At 45.1% G+C, this 16764-nt stretch carries 12 protein-coding genes; 7 read left to right on the forward strand and 5 right to left on the reverse strand.

Annotation, left to right across the window (positions count from 1 at the left end; translation table 11 throughout):
- The first annotated feature begins 262 nt into the window (after nt 1-262).
- The 5 genes from ACMWKK_RS20440 to ACMWKK_RS20460 all read left to right on the forward strand — a co-directional run bounded on the left by ACMWKK_RS20440 (nt 263) and on the right by ACMWKK_RS20460 (nt 4310).
- A complete protein-coding gene (locus ACMWKK_RS20440; RefSeq protein WP_000114860.1) occupies nt 263-1426 on the forward strand; it encodes a hypothetical protein in 1164 nt (387 codons plus the stop codon).
- 247 nt (nt 1427-1673) lie between these two features.
- Nucleotides 1674-3365: a DUF4942 domain-containing protein gene (locus ACMWKK_RS20445; RefSeq protein WP_000096325.1), complete on the forward strand. Its 1692-nt coding sequence runs from the start codon at nt 1674-1676 to the stop codon at nt 3363-3365.
- Nucleotides 3362-3538, forward strand: coding sequence for a hypothetical protein (locus ACMWKK_RS20450; protein WP_000070862.1), 177 nt, complete (start codon nt 3362-3364; stop codon nt 3536-3538). The genes ACMWKK_RS20445 and ACMWKK_RS20450 overlap by 4 nt, the downstream gene beginning before the upstream one ends.
- A gap of 60 nt (nt 3539-3598) precedes the next feature.
- Entirely contained in the window at nt 3599-4042 is a 444-nt protein-coding gene (locus ACMWKK_RS20455) for a hypothetical protein (protein WP_001805248.1), read from the forward strand.
- Nucleotides 4029-4310 (forward strand): hypothetical protein, encoded by a 282-nt coding sequence (locus ACMWKK_RS20460; RefSeq protein ID WP_000535423.1) that lies wholly within the window; start codon nt 4029-4031, stop codon nt 4308-4310. The genes ACMWKK_RS20455 and ACMWKK_RS20460 overlap by 14 nt, the downstream gene beginning before the upstream one ends.
- Nucleotides 4311-4367: 57 nt before the next feature.
- Here ACMWKK_RS20460 and ACMWKK_RS20465 read toward each other — a convergent pair whose 3' ends face one another.
- Complete coding sequence (locus tag ACMWKK_RS20465) at nt 4368-4994, reverse strand: hypothetical protein (RefSeq protein ID WP_000966518.1); 627 nt, start codon at nt 4992-4994, stop codon at nt 4368-4370.
- A gap of 372 nt (nt 4995-5366) precedes the next feature.
- On the opposite strand from ACMWKK_RS20465, the gene ACMWKK_RS20470 reads away from it, so the two are divergent.
- Both ACMWKK_RS20470 and repHI2 read left to right on the forward strand, forming a co-directional pair.
- Nucleotides 5367-7823 (forward strand): Ig-like domain-containing protein, encoded by a 2457-nt coding sequence (locus ACMWKK_RS20470; RefSeq protein WP_001232713.1) that lies wholly within the window; start codon nt 5367-5369, stop codon nt 7821-7823.
- Between the two features lie 1107 nt (nt 7824-8930).
- Nucleotides 8931-10019 (forward strand): IncHI-type plasmid replication initiator protein RepHI2, encoded by a 1089-nt coding sequence (gene repHI2, locus ACMWKK_RS20475; protein ID WP_000159528.1) that lies wholly within the window; start codon nt 8931-8933, stop codon nt 10017-10019.
- A 2077-nt stretch (nt 10020-12096) separates the two neighbouring features.
- On the opposite strand, the gene ACMWKK_RS20480 is transcribed toward repHI2, so the two are convergent.
- From ACMWKK_RS20480 to ACMWKK_RS20495, 4 genes are all read right to left on the reverse strand, one after another.
- Entirely contained in the window at nt 12097-14517 is a 2421-nt protein-coding gene (locus tag ACMWKK_RS20480) for an Ig-like domain-containing protein (protein WP_000681217.1), read from the reverse strand.
- Between the two features lie 464 nt (nt 14518-14981).
- The gene (locus ACMWKK_RS20485; protein ID WP_000491820.1) at nt 14982-15569 is read right to left on the reverse strand and encodes a hypothetical protein; all 588 of its coding nucleotides are present in this window, start codon (nt 15567-15569) and stop codon (nt 14982-14984) included.
- A gap of 43 nt (nt 15570-15612) precedes the next feature.
- Nucleotides 15613-15876, reverse strand: coding sequence for a hypothetical protein (locus ACMWKK_RS20490; protein WP_000149862.1), 264 nt, complete (start codon nt 15874-15876; stop codon nt 15613-15615).
- Between the two features lie 93 nt (nt 15877-15969).
- A complete protein-coding gene (locus tag ACMWKK_RS20495) occupies nt 15970-16731 on the reverse strand; it encodes a methyltransferase (RefSeq protein ID WP_001167418.1) in 762 nt (253 codons plus the stop codon).
- Between the last annotated feature and the right edge of the window lie 33 nt (nt 16732-16764).

Here is a 16764-nt window from a genome sequence, read left to right on the forward strand (position 1 = left end):
TTGTTTAAGACGCACAGTTTTGACTTTCAGCATTGCGGATTTATAAGATTTTTCCTCACTGATACCTGAACTTTATGTTTTGGATTTATGTCTTTGTTTATGAAGCGATTTTGATGCCATCACAAGAAATGGGGAGCCCTCTTTTTTTGTGAAAAATCAGAATAGGCTCAAAAAGTACCTTTTTTGCGAAAAATTATGGATTTTTTTTTCGGTAGTATCCCCGCTACGCAGAAAGTAAGCAGAAAAATGTAACGGAGCCCCTATGAGTGTTTTACTGACAGAACCTACACAGCAAGCTAATGACAAGGTCTTTAAAACGGCCCATGTTGCCTTTTCAGTAGTTACTGGCACAGGTCGTTACGTCACTGGGCTTAAACAGTTCCGTGATGCAAACCCTGAACTTTGTACTGAAGTAAGTGACCAGAAAGCATGGGCTATCCACCCTTCAGTAATTCAGGTCACGCCAGGCTTCAACTCCCGCGAAATGGGAATGGGTGACGATTACTATAAGCTCCCTGAGGTTGAAGAACACATCTACAACATCAAGAATGCCTACATTCGAGGTGACTATGTAGACCCTATCCGAGTACGTGTCATTGATGGGGTACCTTTTGTTCGCCAGGGGCACTGCCGTTTAAAAGCCGCAATGATGGCATGTGATGAAGATCATGACATCACAATCCTTTGCGTTGAGATTAAAGAAGATGAAATTGGCTGTGAGCTCGCGACCATTGATGGTAACCGTGGTCTTGCGCTTTCTCCTGTTGCGCTTGGCGAGTCCTATCGTCGCCTACATTCTCTTGCTGGCTGGTCACTCGAACGAATTGCTCAACGTGAAAATAAAAGCCCGACGACCATCAGTTCTCTTATCCGCCTGACAACCTGTTCTGTTGTTATCAAGAAATGGATTCATGCTGACGCTATTTCGTATGTTAACGTGCTTTCACTGATCGATGAGCTCGGTGAAACAGAAGCAATTTCACGTATCAAGAAGATGATCGCGGAACTTGAGCAGGCCGATGCGAATGGCATCACGGTGAAAAAAACCCAACATGGTCAGGTACGAGTCAGACCTTCAGACTTCAAGCCAGCACGGATTCCGCCGGTTATTGCCACAAAAGCCGTAGAAGGCGTCAAACTCATCACCACCAGCTTATTACAGAAACTGGGGGATATTGAATTGCCGGAGATGACAGATTCAAGTGCTGACGAAGAAATCAACATTACGTTGAACCGCAGTACTCTGGAGATGCTGAGAAATCTTTCAAAAGAGATCACAGAATCAGAGAACAAGCAGCTTCGCCGTGCGGAGAATCGTCAGGCAAAACTTAATGGTGAGAAGCCAAAATACCCACGTAAAAAAAATGCTAAGAAGGCAGGGGAAGAGACCGATCAGGATACTGACCCACAGCCGGACGCAGAATAATTTACTTTTGGCAAAGTGTTGGTTTTGTCAGAGTCATTAAGGATTCAGGCTTTTTGCCCGCCTTTTTTAAACCTCCATGTATCGTTCTTGCCCCGTTTATGCGGGGCTTTTTTTTTGCTTCTTTCTATGAGTTGACATCTTTAAGTTTTATTCAGAGACATAAAAAACTTTTTCGTGTCACTGAACCTATTAGGTTACAGAGCGACGTTGCTATCCTGGTAAAAGTTTTTTCTAAAGGACCGGTAAAATGTCATCTCTTGATTCTGAAGCTAAACCCGATAATGCAGGTCACAGCGTACTGGCTTTAACAACCTCTCATAGCCTGGTGGTTAGCTCTTCTGAAACATTTCTTCCAGATATGCGCAAAGAGCTCGGCATTATCGCGGATCTTGTTGAGTCCTATAATGATGAACTCTGCTTGTTGAAACACATGGCTGTCCAGTTCAAAACCCACAATCACCAGAAACTTTATTCTTATCTCTCAGGCTACAACCACAGTATCTCTGAAGCGGATGCCTTGTTCGCGGAAAACGCTCTGAGATCTGAATACTGGAAACGCGTTATGGCACTCACTGATGTTTTGCCTATCATGTCGGATGCCAAACGTAACGAATGGGATAAGCAGTTTACGGCCGACCGCTATATTATGCCGCCTCAGGTGATCCCTGATTTCACAGCTGACGCTGTAGTAGGCACAGTCGTTGCTTTGCTTAATGACCGCAATCAATTTATTAAAGAAAGGGTTTACGACGTCTTCCAGTCTCTGAGCCGCAGTCATAAGACAAACAAAGCTTTTGGGTTCTCCACCCGCATGATCACTACCGGAGTTTGCGAGCCGTCTAAATACCCCTGGCAGAAATTAAGGGTGGATTTTAAAGAGTCTGGCATTTCACCACTGAGCGAGCTCCGCGTTATATGCGCATTCTTCCGTGGCGAACAGGTGAAGGCGATCCATAACACCAAATCATTGGTTGAGGCGTTGGTCGAACATGAGGGGTTCAGAAAATGGATCTGCATCGATGGCAACAGTATTCGTTTCAGGGTTTACAAAAATGGATCAATGCATATTGACGTCCACCCTGATATCGCCGAGCGGCTTAACAATATTTTATCAGCTATCGTACCGCTGGCATTACCTGCCGACCGCATGGCTCATAGCAAGAAATCTTTGGAGGCATTCCCTGTACTTAAGCAGTGCATCGACTTTGATACCCGGATGCAGCTTTCTGAACTAATGTTTAAAAATGACGGGGACAATAAATGGAGTTGCTGGACATCTTTAGGGTCTCTCGCCGAACGCAAATCTTCGAGTGTTGCCGCTGACACCCTTCGGTTCTTAGGGGCAACAGTAACAAAATACGATGTGACATTTTCCTATGATCCGTGTGAGGTTATTCGTTACATCGGCCAGATAGGGGAGATGCCTGATATTGTATCGCATCAGTTTTACCCTTCATCTTGCCGAATCAGCGAATATGTATATTCCCTGCTCGGTGCAGGGGAAGGGGATACCCTCCTGGAGCCTAATATTGGCCATGCGGATTTGCTTAAATCATTCCCTGCCGGTGTGATCGTTACTGGCATCGAGCTTGATACTTTGAATTGCCTTATCTCCCGGGCTAAGGGATACGATACGACAGAAGCTGACTTCCTCACATGGTCTAAGTCTAATCAACAGAAGAAGTTTGATTATGTCGTGATGAACCCACCTTTTGCCGATAACCGGGCCAGGCTGCATCTCCAGGCAGCTGCATCTCATCTCGCAGCCGGGGGATCTCTAGCAGCCGTTCTTCCATTATCTCTTCAGGGGCTCGATAACCTTCTGGGGGAAGAATTCCGGACGGAATGGATGGACGTTTTTGAGAACGAGTTTGAAAACACGACCGTTTCGGTTCGCATCCTGTACGCCGAACGTATTCAACAAGAGGAAGTCCTATGAGCAACCAACCCACCAGCCTGCCAGAAGAAGATATTGAGTTTGTTATGGATACCTTTCAGAGGAGCATGGGTAAATCCAAACCTGTCAGGGATACTCAAATAGAGGGCGAGAAACCGCAAAGTAAAGAGTCCGCAAACTCAACTGAAAACCCCGGTTATGAAGAATTCTTTTAATTACGCTCATGATATCCTGGTGCAGTTATTTAGAATGATATTTGAGGGATGGGGGACATTGTGATTAAAAGGCGTAACATTCGACGATCAGTTTATGGATTGCTTATTGTTCTTATCGCCGGAAATGTGTGGTTAGGCCTTAGAGCTGATAAAATTCATAAAGTGCGTTATCAGGATTTCTGGTCACCGGCAACTGTGATTAAAGTAACTGTAATGCCTTCAACGAATGAAATCCAGCTCAGTGGTAAAATCCCTAAATCGGTAAGAGTTTCAAACAATTATGTTGAGTACTCGTTACCGGGCACACTCTCGGACAAGACCATTTACCGAAGCGTGTTAGAAGATGAGATGCTCACTTTGCTTAATGCTGGAGGTCAACTTGAAGTTAAATACACTCTGGACAAGCAGACAAATCGAACTAAGGTATGCACTAAGTGCTTACGGGTGATTAAAGATATTAACCATCAATATTCAGCCACTGAGGTAAAGCATGGGCAGTCCTAAATTTGAAATTGCTGAGCAAATTAAAATGTGGATCGTTGTTTATCTAGTTTGCTTTTTAGCACTTTACTGTGTGTTAAGCGCTCTACATGCGCTTTATGATCCGCTAAATTTACCTGCCCTGACGTGGCCTATCAGCTGGTTCGTGGTGCCTGAAATGACAAGTTTTGGCAGTGCATTATTAGCTTTTGTCCTAACGCCAGGCCTTTGCTCTATAATTGCTGTTTTATTCGGTAAGTCTACCTTTAAAAAAGCTAAAACAAAAATATAGAGTTAATTAGATTGGTGGCTCAGGTTTATAAAACCTCTCACTAGAGAGGTTTATTTATTATTTTTGACTGAGATTAACAGCGTTTTCCATAAATGTATCAATAACAACCGTAAGAGACTGGCTGGTACCATGGCTATACTCAGGCCAAGGTAAAAAAGGATATGAAGAATACGCCATCAACATGATACTGGTTGGGCAACGCCAGTCCGTTGGAACACCTTTACTGTAATGGACAATCATAGCCGGGCGACTACAATCAATATCTCCAGCGTTTTTATCGAGTACGAAAGTAGCCAGAACGCCGGTGTCCTTCTGGGATACGAAAACAAGGCTGTCAGTAAAAATAAAGGCCATTAAGGAAGAGGCCAGGAAAGCGCCAGTAAATAAGGACTTCTTCTCTTTCCAAACGCGTCGAGCATATAACCCCATTAGCGCTACCGCTGAAACCATTCCGGACCACTGAGCACCCAAAGAAAAATCTGTTACTGTTTTAGATGTCATACTTTCATTAATAGTAATCATTGCGACAATGAATGGTGATGCAATTCCAAGTGTTGCTAGGACTATCAGCGATATTTCAGACCGGTTTTCTTTAGCGGATCCTTTACTTATTGCAGACATTGCTCTGAACATAACGAATGTACTGTTGAGCATCAGAAAACAGCATAAGAGCATGTATAACATTGGGTTTCCTCAACCTAGAAGTGATGGTTACCCTGTTATTTTACATAAATTTGACTCAACAGATGCTTTTAAAATCTCGCTTCCTTGAATTTAAAAACATATCAGCACAATTGGCAAACATAAAGGAGCAGCGTCTATCAAAAGTTACTTTTATGATTGGTTGAATACTCATTTTGAAGGCTAAAATCCAAAAAAGTGGGTACAAAAAGTTACTTTTGCGTCATCCAGATGCACTGCCGCCATTTTGCATTCTGTACGTTGGTTGCTTTCTCACTTGATGTCTCTTTTAACAGGCAAATTATCACTTTATCCGACCGGACCTTGTAGGCTGAATCCGTAGAATAAGGCTATAACCTATTCCCGGAGCATCATATGCGTAAAACTCTAATTGGCTGCATGGTTGCAACTGCCCTTGCTACTGTATCTTCGGCACATGCTCAGGTATTTAGCTACTCATTTACAGATACCAATAAGGCTGTTCGGAATATTAAGCCTGCAACACAAACATATCTTAATCCCGCTGGTGTTTTGACTCTGAACTTGATATCGGGTCTTGATCGGTACGAGCGAGTGACGGTCACACGAGACAGCGATAAAAAGGTTATGTATTCCTCCGTCTCGACCAAAACGAGCGTTGCAGATCGTATCGTTGCTGCCGATGGAACAGAATACTATGGAAAGGATATGGTTCTACCGGCGCTCGGAGAAGGGACCTTTACTGTAGTCAATGAAACTCTGGATATTCGCCAGACTGTAGTGAGCACATCTACTTATCATTTCATCGTTGATACAACTCCTCCACGCTATAAGAGTATTTATCCGAGTCAAAACGCAGGTTACGACATGGTACTTTCTGGGCCACTTTGGGAGTTGGGCCGAGGCGGTAGTGGCCAGTTTTCTATATTTGCAGACGGTATTGAGGATGCTAGTGGAATTGCCAAGATCCGTCTTGTCATTAAACGAAGTAATGGTTCTGTGGTCTCCGACAATAACCTGAGTTATGACACAGCCAATAAACGTGCGTTCTATCCGTGGATTAAAGATATGAACACCCAGGCTGGCATGCCCTCAAGTGATCTTGATGAAGAATTCACCTTCAATTTCATCGTTACGGACCTGGCAGGAAATACGCTTAACATTCCTCCCCAGCGGTTTTTATATGACGATCAAATGGGAGAATTTACGCCATTTGCAGTTCATGACTCACGTGTAAGCACCAGTGTTGTACCCGGCATTTCTTCGGGATACGTCCCGTTTAAACGAGGCCTTACAGTGCTGGAAAACCCCTACAAGTTGGTTATACGTATCCCAAGAACTAACTGGAAGCCATATCGAAATGGTGGCATGAGCATTACCAATAACTATGGCGGAGTACAGGTCCTTTCCGAAGATGCCACCTATGTCTACGTGGAAGTTAAGCTGCCACAGGGTGCCTTAGATGGAAACTACTATAGACCTGTGAATACATATCAATGGTCTGGAGGAGATCTTGGTCAGTATGCCAGCTGGCTCAACTGGGATCCTGCCTCTGTAAAGAGTCCGGCTTGGGGAAGTTCACCCATAGAACGACAAAAGGCTGATGGAACATGGTTCAACAGCGTAAACTGGAACCTGTTCAAGGCATCTGATATGCCTATAAAACTTACTAATATCCGGTTCAATGTACAGGCTAGGCCATATGATCAAAAAATCACTGGCGGAGCAACATGCAGTATTCCAGCTGGCTCAACAACCTGTACCGTCTCTTTGCCCCAGGATATTATAAATGGCACTACCGGCTATCTTCATAGTGGCTATGAAGTAAGGTCAACCACCGAAGCAACCTTCTTTGCCCCTATATGGGAGAATATAGCCTGGCATACACTGGGTCCCTCCGTCACTGGATTTGATTACATTGAAACCACCAACATTCTCCAGGTTTACGTGAATCAACCTGGAGATGGTTCATATTTCGACCATGTTTATGTAAATCGAGTTTGGTTGTCAGATAAAAACCGTAACAACGCAGAAATAAGCGTAACCGGCAAACAAACAGGTAGAAATATGGCGTCTGGGAACTACACGTATGAGTTCAACATGAAAGAGGTACCAGAAGGCAGTTATAACGTGGTAATTAATGCCCAAGATACATTCAACAATACCGGTAACCTCCCTTATCAAACTGTTGTCGTTGATAATACAGCACCATCTGTAAGTATTAGCTACGAAGGAAAACCGATCAGCAAAAACGTAACAGTATATGGGCTGGAGAACGTCCGTATACAGCTCACCGATGCTCTAACTAAACCATCCTTAAGCCGTATGACTCTTCGCGGTGGCCCTGTTTCTGATGCGGTGGAATTGTCTTGGGTGAATCTGGGAAACAACCTGTATGCACCTAATTATCCCAAGATCTTTCCGTCTCTTAATGAAGGCGAAACATACACTCTCACAGTTCAGGCCAAAGATGAGATGAACAACGTTAAAGAAAGCTCAGTCGAATTTAACTACCTTCCAAACAATCTCGTCAGGCTAGAGAATCTGAAAACCTTAGCTGTCAATGCTTCTCTCAAAACATCTGACAATACTCCTCTGGCTGTTCTGTATGCCAGCCAGCTGCGTAAAAAGGATGGTTCAATCGCTACAGGGCTTCAGGACGCAGTGCTTACTGTCCGTAAGGACGCTGCATTCGGCGTGACTGTAAATGGTGTTTCTGCGATGCCAGGTGAAAGCAAAGAGCTTCAACTGGATTTGGGGCTCGGGGACAGCCGTAGCTTTCCTATTTTCCCTGCTGTATCCGGCCTTACAGGCAGATCTGAGTTCATGATTAACATTGAAGAATTAAAATAAAGCAGGGCTGTTTTGCTGAAGCACAACGGCCGTCTTCTGATGCGCCGTAGCCCATGTTGTTGCAAATCAGTCCGACGTTCATTGCGTAAGTAACGCTTACTGCGGACCATGGTAGTGATTAGACTCACTACCATGGTCATTTCACCACATATCTTCTCTGCATTGCTCTTGTTGGGCAGACTAGTAACTCGTCACTAAATTGCAGCTTTTGTCTTGCTAAGTCGCTGGTATAACTGCACTACGAAATCGTCAAAAGATTTTATCCCTCATGTAGATCCAATAAATGATCCCAAAGGTGCCAGAGAGTACAAAGAAGATCCCGGTACGCTGTAGGCCGCATGGTTACTGGGCTGGAGCATTGTCACTGACAACAGTAGCGACATAAGTGACAACGGGAGTGACTTAAAAGACAATGGTAGAGACTATTTCGACGTTGGTAATGATTTTAAGTGACAATGGTAGTGAGGTTAGACTTAAACTTCCACTGTAAGGTAAGGTGACTCGCATTATTTAAATAAATTATTACTTTCAATTACTTGCGACACGAGTCTGCATGTATGCTTCTATTTCTCAAAAATTTATCCACCGAAAATGCCTGTGGCTGTGATTTAGCTTTGACGACAGTTTTTATCAGGGAGGCAAGTTGAGACCTGTATAAGAACTAAGCATTTATTTATCCCCATTTTCCACAAGGTAGTTCCAATAATTAGTACCTTAGTGTTCCTGATAGATCAAAAGAGATCCCCGCTGCCTCCAGGCCAGACGGCACAAGGCCTGAGACGTGATCAGTGACAACAGTAGTGATTATTTTGACATTGGTAGTGATTATTATAACGTTGGTAATGAGTTTTTTGACATCAGTAGTGATCAGAGCGACAATAGTAGTGACTTTTCATTAGATCTTTTTAACTTGATCTGATCCGTTGTTGATAAGAGTTGCAGGTCATTGTATGCAAAGAGTTTTTGCCAAGTTTTAATGAGTGGAGTCGTTTTTTTAGGTAGAACTTATGCACAGATATGGATCATCACAATGATCCATCCAGTGACATAGAGTTCGCTGGGGCTTACTATTCACCAATCTGTTTACACATTCAGTGATAACTTATTATGACTAAAGAGAAAGATACTGAGCAGCAGGACCTGGTCACCAGGGCTTTCTCTGTTAGAGAGAAAGAATCAGGTAAAGACATCATTTTGCGTCCTAACAGCAACCGTACGGTGCAGTCTATTGCTTTGATGCGGCTCGGGCTGTTCGTCCCATCACCAAAGAGTGTGGGGCGTCAAAATCGGGAATATAAAACGGTTGGCTTTGACGCAACGAAAGAGTTACAGACGCTCTCTTTAATGGAGAGCGAGGGGTTCACCAATATTTCAATTGTCGGTGAGCGTCTTGATATGTCAGTAGATTTTAAGACGTGGATGGGCATCATTCGAACCTATGCCAATCATCCGATTAACAATGACACGATAAGCTTAAAATTCACTGAATTCCTCAAGCTATGTACGCCTGAAAATTATCGCTCATCTACAGCGTCCAGAAAACGTATAGACGCCTCCTTACGCAGGTTAGCATCCGTTACCTTGTCGTTCACCAGTAATAACTCGTCCAAAGTCTATACAACGCATCTGGTACAGTCTGCCCTGTTAGACCCGGAATCAGATCAGGTTGTCCTTCAGGTTGATCCTAAGATTTTCGAGCTCTATCAATACGATCATAAGGTTTTGATGCAGCTGAAGGCAATTAAGGAGTTGGCCAAGAAGGAAAGCGCCCAGGCTCTCTATACGTTCATAGAGTCATTACCGCCAAATCCTATACCGATATCCCTTACTCGGCTGAAAAATCGTCTGAACCTCAAAACACGAGCAAATAGTCAGAATGCTACCGTGAGAAAGGCTCTTGAAGAGTTGGCATCGATAGGATACCTCCAGTACACCGAAATTAAGAAAGACGGAAAAGTATACTTCCAGATTCATAAGCGGGATCCCGATCTGAATTTGAACAATACTCAGCCTCCTTTAGAAGTGGTTGAAGATGAAGAAGAGAACTCAGGGTCTTCTGTTTTAGAAGGTGAGTTATGCCCACCAGCTGACCCGATAGACGGCGATGATGTTCTTACCGTCCATGATTTAACCGCTGAAGAACTGCGCTATATTCGTAGTCTTCGAAGCCAGAAAAAGAACAGCAACGCCAGCTAAAGTTAACCCGGCGGTTCAGGCTCCGGGTGCTAAATTACTTCTTCGATTTTCGTTAGTCCCAGCCCGCTCTTTCACGTCAACGGTAATGAGTCAAAAGTCATTACCGTTGTCATTGTTCTCTACCACCCTATGTAGATCGAGATTGCGAATTCAACGCTTTCTCCTGAGTCACCTGTTAACACCCGGTTTCTACGCTTTACTTCATTGGCCAGTACATCCAACGGAAAATATCGTAACGGGGTGACAATGGCAGTGAGTTGACCCACTCACTACCATCGACATTCAAATCCCGGCTTCTCTGGTAGCTATAGTGACAATGGTAATGATGTGTACCTTACTGGCATTGTCATTGTCCTCCGAGTGTGCGTTCAGCTTTGGGAGGACACCGGAACTTAATGCGGCGAGTCACGGCCATTGTGAATCTCGATTGGATTGGCGAATACGGCTTCCGGTTGGGCCAGATGTCAATGGTTATGCTTCATCCAGCTCATTACTGTAGTCATTGCCGTTCAGCTGAGCTGATGCTCCTCTCATTCTATGTGGCGACAACGGTAGTGAGCCCAGAAAGTGACTACCGTTGTCATGGCCGTCCAGTAGAGCGGGTCAACCTCTTAAATCACAGGGTGACAACGGTATTGAGCCCAGAAAGTCACTACCGTTGTCATGGACGTCTGGTTAAGCGGATCTACCTCTCAATTCACAGGGTGACAATGGTAGTGAGCCCAGCAAGTCACTACCGTTGTCATAGTCGTCCCGTTGAGCAGATCAACCTCTTAACTTACAGGATGACAACGGTAGTGAGCCTATTAAGTCATTACCGTTGTCATTGCCATCCAGAAGAGCGGATGATCCTCTCAATTCATACGGCGACAATGGCACTGAGCCCAGCAAGTCACTTCCGTTGTCATAGCCTTCCAGAAGAGCAGATGAGCCTCTTAATTAACAGGGTGACAACGGTAGTGAGCTCATTAAGTCATTACTATTGTCATGGCCGTACAGCTGAGCTGATCATCCTCTCAATTCACACGCCGACAATGGTAGTGAGCTATTAAAGTCACTACCATTGTCATAGACGTCCAGTTAAGTGGACCATCCTCTCAATACACACGGTGACAACGGTAGTGAGCCATTAGAATCACTACCGTTGTCATTGCTTTTCAGGTGCACTGATAAGGCTCTCAATAGACACGACGACAATGGCAGTGAGCAATTAGAGTCACTTCCGTTGTCATTGCTTTCAGCTGAGCTGATAAGGTACGTCATTTACACGATGACAATGGCAGTGAGCCAATCGAGTCACTACCGTTGTTAATGCCGACCAACCGAGGGAAGGGTCCGCTCAAAGAACTGAGTGACAACAGTAGTGAGATCATCCAATCACTACCATTGTCAGCTTAAACCTGTAGGACGAAGAGGCTTGTCCGATAAAATGACGACAATGGAAATGAGCCTATCCATCACTACCACTGTCATTAAAGTCCAGCGGTTCAACGTTAATCAGTAGCTCCGGATGACAATGGTTGTGAGTCAGGCAATTCCCAAGCATTAAGTGACAGCAGCGTAACACCTCTAAGCTCACTCCTGTTGTCAGGGGTTAGGGTATTGAGTCTCTACCGTCGTCAGTGTTTCTGAGACACCAGTATTGCAGATCACTACAATTGTCACTTAAGTATCGACGGGGGAATAGATGCAAGTGACTGGCTAACCAGTACCAGTTTAGATTCAAAACGATCCCATCTTTGTGGATGCACTTGAGTAAGCTCGTATGACGATATGTCAGAGAAGTGACAACGGGAGTGAGTTGCCGGACTCACTACCGTTGTCATCCCCGGTTGAAGGAAGAGGATCCCCGGGGCTGTATATTTACCGGGTATCCTTACTCAAGGGTTTCGACACTCACTCCCATTGTCGTAATCAACGAGTGTGCATTGTCTTTTAAAAGCATCGCTGGAAACGTACGATTAAAGTAACTTTTCTTTCGGTTCTTCCTTGCGAATCTCTGAAGACGTACTGGCTGATCGGAGTCAAGGAGGGCAGTAAAATTGAAGCCGTCAGTTTTACTGTCGGCTCCGGGTAGTTACTTCAACTCGTCGATCTGAATCATGAATTCTGAGGTGCCAACTTTCCCATTTTCGGAAGGATAAACGGGTAACAGAAGATTATCCCCCTGGCCCATATCTATTTGCACCTCAACTGACTCACCTGGAGCCGCCTGTGCCCCGTTAAATTTAATACCGAAGGCTGCATCCTTCCGCACAGTCAGCGTTGCGTTCTGGACCCCTTTAGCAATTTCTCCATTTGTCTTACGCAGAACGTTAGTGGACAGGTACGCAAGGGGTACGCCATCTGTCGTTTTGAGAGGCGAACTGACCGATAATGTGCGTAGATTATGTAACTGCACAAGGTTATTCGGTAGATAACTGAACTTCTGAGTATAGGTTTTGGTATTCGACTGACTATCGGCAACTGTTACGCTAATTGAATAATTTTCAGATGGTTCGAAATTTGGGAACAGCCTCGGATACTCAGGCATGTATGTATCTTTGCCTGCCGGTGACCACGTAAGCTCAACGTTATCAGCTGTGGGGCCACCTACGAGCTGAAGACGGGTTATCCTCGGGGTTGTCAGATTATCTGCCAGAGCGATCCTGAGGTTCTCCAGGCCGTACACTACCGTATCGTCTTTTACCGGCTTTCCGTCGAATGTTATGGCCACTGTCGGAGGAGTGTTATCCAGAGCAATTTCTCCGAAAGTTTTATTGGTCTGGTTCTGGAAGAAGTCCCTGATGTTGACCTCAACGTTGTATTTTCCTTCAGACTGACGGGATAAATCATAAGCAATCGTGTAGTTACCTGAGATACGAGATTTGATTACGCCTGTGGGTGACATCCGGGTACCGGTGTTCTTATCGGAAAGATAAAATTCCCTCAATGAGACCGAGTCGAACCAGTTACCATCGCCTTCAAGTGACGCCAGTACATCCAGCTGCTTGTTAGTCTCGTCATATGATATCGAGTTTATTACCGGCAGTTGTTTATTGTTCCAGCGTGTCATAATCCATTGCTCAGACCGCAAAATGGGATTGCTGATGCTGCGAACGAAGTAAAGGATCCTATTGTAGCCCTGGGTACCCAAGGCCATATCAAACGTCTCAGGCGCTTCACACGAGGTTTTTCCTGCCGGAATGGTGCAGGTCGCCTTACCGCCGATCTCTTGTGCAAAGGGCCGGGCTTCAACGTTAAAACGAAGTCGGGAAATTTTAATTGGCAGTCGTGATGAAGCCACACTCTCAAAATCCTTCCACTTAACCCAGTTCCCCTTATCATCGAGGAAATCTACCCAGGTACCCGCAAATGCAGGCGTTTGGTTTGCAGATGGGTTTAGAACGAGGCTGTATGACGGATAATACCCTCCCCACTGGCCAAAGTTCGCCATACGAGCCATATCCCCATTAATTGAGCCATAGGGAAGAGTCATTTCAACATAAGCATAAGTGCTGTCTACAGCTATCTCTTTGGGGGCGGAATATTGATTGATGAACTGAAGCCCACCTTCTGAATAAGCACGGTAGTTAGATTTTGGGATCCGGTAGACTAATCGAATAGGGTTTTCGTTAACGACCATACCGGCTTTGTAAGCCGGATAATTAGAAACCCCGGGTACGACGCTGGAAGACGTATTTGGATCATGAACGGCCCACAGTGTCATCTCACCCAGCGTGTTGTCGTAGCGAAATTTTTGAGTTGGCAGCGTTCGGCTATTACCTGCGTTATCGAAGATAACAACTTTTGCAGTAAAGTCTTCATCCAGGTTGCTGTCTGGTATTCCGGTTCCCTTAACTGAATTCTTAGAGTAAGTGTGGTACATCTTTTGGCCGGATACGTCATACTGCATCTGTGTAGTGCTGTAGAGGCTACCGTCCTGCCTGTAAATATATATTAGGCCCTTATCAATACCATTTGCATCACTTACGCCCGAAGAGGTGAAGTCATACTGCCCCGTTGCCTCTAATCCAAGCTTCCACACGTCACCAGCGGTAGAGCCAGAACCAGTATTAGCGGTAAGAGCATTTGCCGCTGGAGGGGTGACATCAATTAGCCAGTTATAGTTATAGGTCGCTACAGGCTTCTGATTGAGATCTAACACGTTTATCTGAACGACAAATTTGCCTTCACCCAAAGCAGGCAAAGTTACTTTTTTGCCGTAGAACTCACTACCGTCAGCAGCTGTTAGTCGGTCTGATACACCCGTCCGTGTAGTCGTAGTATTAAGAATGACAGTTCCAGTGTCTTTCGTGACTTTGACATTAACGAAACGATCAAGACCTGAAATAAGTGTCAAAGTTACCGGTGATGCCGGATTAAGCATAAGACGAGAAGACGGGGCGTGGATCTCAATACCGTTCGTGTCTTTAAAGGCCGATTCATATATCTGAGCTGGGGCCTGAACAGACATACCGAGTCCGGCTACAGCAGTAATAAAAGCGAGATGTTTCATTCTTATTCCCCTTTAGGTTTGGTGTTATTTTAAGCTTTTCCTAAAGGTCACTATGTTCGTAAAAGTATAAAAAACTTCTCCATATGGTGCTCGAAATTACAAATCTATAATTTGCCTTTCGACAAACCTTATTGTGCGTTCAGGACGGAAATCTTTCTTTTTGGAATTACATCTGACATTTCTGTGGTGTCCAAACTGGCAACGATTGCAAAACTTATAACATTAGCCTGAAACTATCGGCATCCACATATCGCATTAAGTGATGCTTTTACTTTGTGTAAAAAAGAATCAGGATAAATTAGGTATGTCAGATATAAATGCGTTAACGGACGGCATATATGAATCAAAACCTGGCGGCATTACGCCACCAGTCGAGAGGGGAGTGAACCTCAGTCAGTACGTCTACCTTCGTTCCGCAAGGCGCTTCTTGTTGTGAATTACAAACTGCCCTGGCGAGAACTGCATCATTTCACCCCTAGCAACACACGTGCCTCTTCAACGGTTTGCCAAGAAGGCATTGCTACGCCAGATTGAGTGCCGTTGCCCCTGCGCTCACCTGTGTCACATTCTACATAAAGACGCATCAGCATCGCTTCTGTTTCAGCGGCCCGGCTATTATCCATTACCAGTTCTGCTGCGCGTCGTAGCTGTTCTGGAATGTCATTCCACATTCCCGCACCACTTCTGTCTTTGTTAGTGAGCAAGTCTTCAATAGCAGATGAAGCCATGTTAAGCAGGTCAGCCGAAACTAAAGGCATCGGCGGGGCGGTATAGAGGATTCGACGTCTTCCGCGTCTGTCTGGATCGTATTTATCATAAAAAGCTTTGTTCACATCTTCCCAGTGCCACTGAAGTTGCCCGGTTGCGTCATGGTGGCAAAACTCGCACTGATAAACAGGCGCAATCGACATAACTGCCTTTCCAATACGTGCCAGTACAGCAACTTCGTCAGCTCTGAGACTCATTGCTTCGCTTGGGTTACTACCCTCGGCAAATTCCAAAATTTGTTCAATACGTTCTGGTGTGAAAGTGGTCATAGGCTTTGAAAACATATTTTTCCAGTTGTGCTTACCATATCATCAGGCATTAGGAGCGTTAGCGAATAATTAACAGGTCAGGACCAAAACTAAATCCTTCCCCCATACGGTCTTCATGACGGGAGACATATGCCTTACCGTATTTCTCCAGATCCTGTAAGCGATCTTTTGCCAGATTCCACGAGTATTCCTGGCCCCACACGGGTCCGTCACGCCCGTCAAAGCGGTCAGGTTTACAATTTGCTTTCAGAAGAGCGTAGACATGCTCCACCGTGGGTAGCTGCAAAGCACTATTAGCCTGAGAAACGGCAGTATGCGTCATTTCTGTTCACTCTTTATTGATTTAGTCAGTTAAGCCGGTCAGGTAACTTTAACCGGCTACTCGTATTAAGATTTCTTTCCGGTTGCTTGTCAGTTAGCGGCGAAGATCAATTTCAAGGCGGGCTGTTTTGACCTTTGTTCCGGACTCCCTAAATGTATCATCCGGAAGAGGCGAAATTTGTCCGCCAAGTTGTTTGACTCGCTCCCTGAGCGCTTTTGTCAGTGTGTCTTCCCGGAACAATACCCCAGCTGACAGAATGGCCTGTAAGCGACCTCGCTTAGCGAGCATTGCGATGGCATGCATGACTTGTTTAACGTCAGAGCGTTTAAGGAATGGTGGATTCATAACGATAACATCAAAAGTTTCATCGGGCTGGTACCCAAGAAAGTCGGTATGCACCAGCTCGACTCCTGTGCTAAGGACACTATCGTTCTTCACTGCAAGGAATCGCTCATCGTTCAATTCGATCCCGGTAATCAATGCATCCGGAGCCGCCAGTTTTAAGGCTTTCAGAATGCGGCCATCACCAAACTCTGGCTCCAGTACACGCTCCCCGGCAGCTGGTTCAGCGCGTAGAACCATATCTGTGACTAAATTCTCAGGTGTAGGGAAGAAATTGAACAGATCTCGTGGGATGTCAACCGAACCTGTCAGAATGATTTGCTCGATACGCTCAGCTGCATCCGCCGTAAAAATATGTGCCTGCTCTTTTCGGTTCCATTTGCCACCGGCGGCTTCGAGCACTTTGTTTGTCTTAACATAAATGCTGCGGTCGAGCTGGTCGGCCAGGAAAAGAAAGTTCCCTTCAGCACGGCAGCGAGATAAGACGTTCAGAACTTCAGTTGAGATTTGCATTAAAACTCCATTAAGAGGATTTACCCGCCTGGC

Source organism: Enterobacter sp. 01-M-03-SI-ECC (assembly GCF_047530215.1).
GTDB classification, from domain to species: domain Bacteria; phylum Pseudomonadota; class Gammaproteobacteria; order Enterobacterales; family Enterobacteriaceae; genus Enterobacter; species Enterobacter chengduensis.

What these genes read in the sequence shown, in the direction of transcription:
- ACMWKK_RS20470 (WP_001232713.1), top strand. Translation starts at nt 5,367, where the DNA reads ATGCGTAAAACTCTAATTGGCTGCATGGTTGCAACTGCCCTTGCTACT.
- repHI2 (WP_000159528.1), top strand. Translation starts at nt 8,931, where the DNA reads ATGACTAAAGAGAAAGATACTGAGCAGCAGGACCTGGTCACCAGGGCT.
- ACMWKK_RS20460 (WP_000535423.1), top strand. Translation starts at nt 4,029, where the DNA reads ATGGGCAGTCCTAAATTTGAAATTGCTGAGCAAATTAAAATGTGGATC.
- ACMWKK_RS20485 (WP_000491820.1), bottom strand. Translation starts at nt 15,569, where the DNA reads ATGTTTTCAAAGCCTATGACCACTTTCACACCAGAACGTATTGAACAA.
- ACMWKK_RS20465 (WP_000966518.1), bottom strand. Translation starts at nt 4,994, where the DNA reads ATGTTATACATGCTCTTATGCTGTTTTCTGATGCTCAACAGTACATTC.
- ACMWKK_RS20445 (WP_000096325.1), top strand. Translation starts at nt 1,674, where the DNA reads ATGTCATCTCTTGATTCTGAAGCTAAACCCGATAATGCAGGTCACAGC.
- ACMWKK_RS20480 (WP_000681217.1), bottom strand. Translation starts at nt 14,517, where the DNA reads ATGAAACATCTCGCTTTTATTACTGCTGTAGCCGGACTCGGTATGTCT.
- ACMWKK_RS20440 (WP_000114860.1), top strand. Translation starts at nt 263, where the DNA reads ATGAGTGTTTTACTGACAGAACCTACACAGCAAGCTAATGACAAGGTC.
- ACMWKK_RS20495 (WP_001167418.1), bottom strand. Translation starts at nt 16,731, where the DNA reads ATGCAAATCTCAACTGAAGTTCTGAACGTCTTATCTCGCTGCCGTGCT.
- ACMWKK_RS20450 (WP_000070862.1), top strand. Translation starts at nt 3,362, where the DNA reads ATGAGCAACCAACCCACCAGCCTGCCAGAAGAAGATATTGAGTTTGTT.
- ACMWKK_RS20490 (WP_000149862.1), bottom strand. Translation starts at nt 15,876, where the DNA reads ATGACGCATACTGCCGTTTCTCAGGCTAATAGTGCTTTGCAGCTACCC.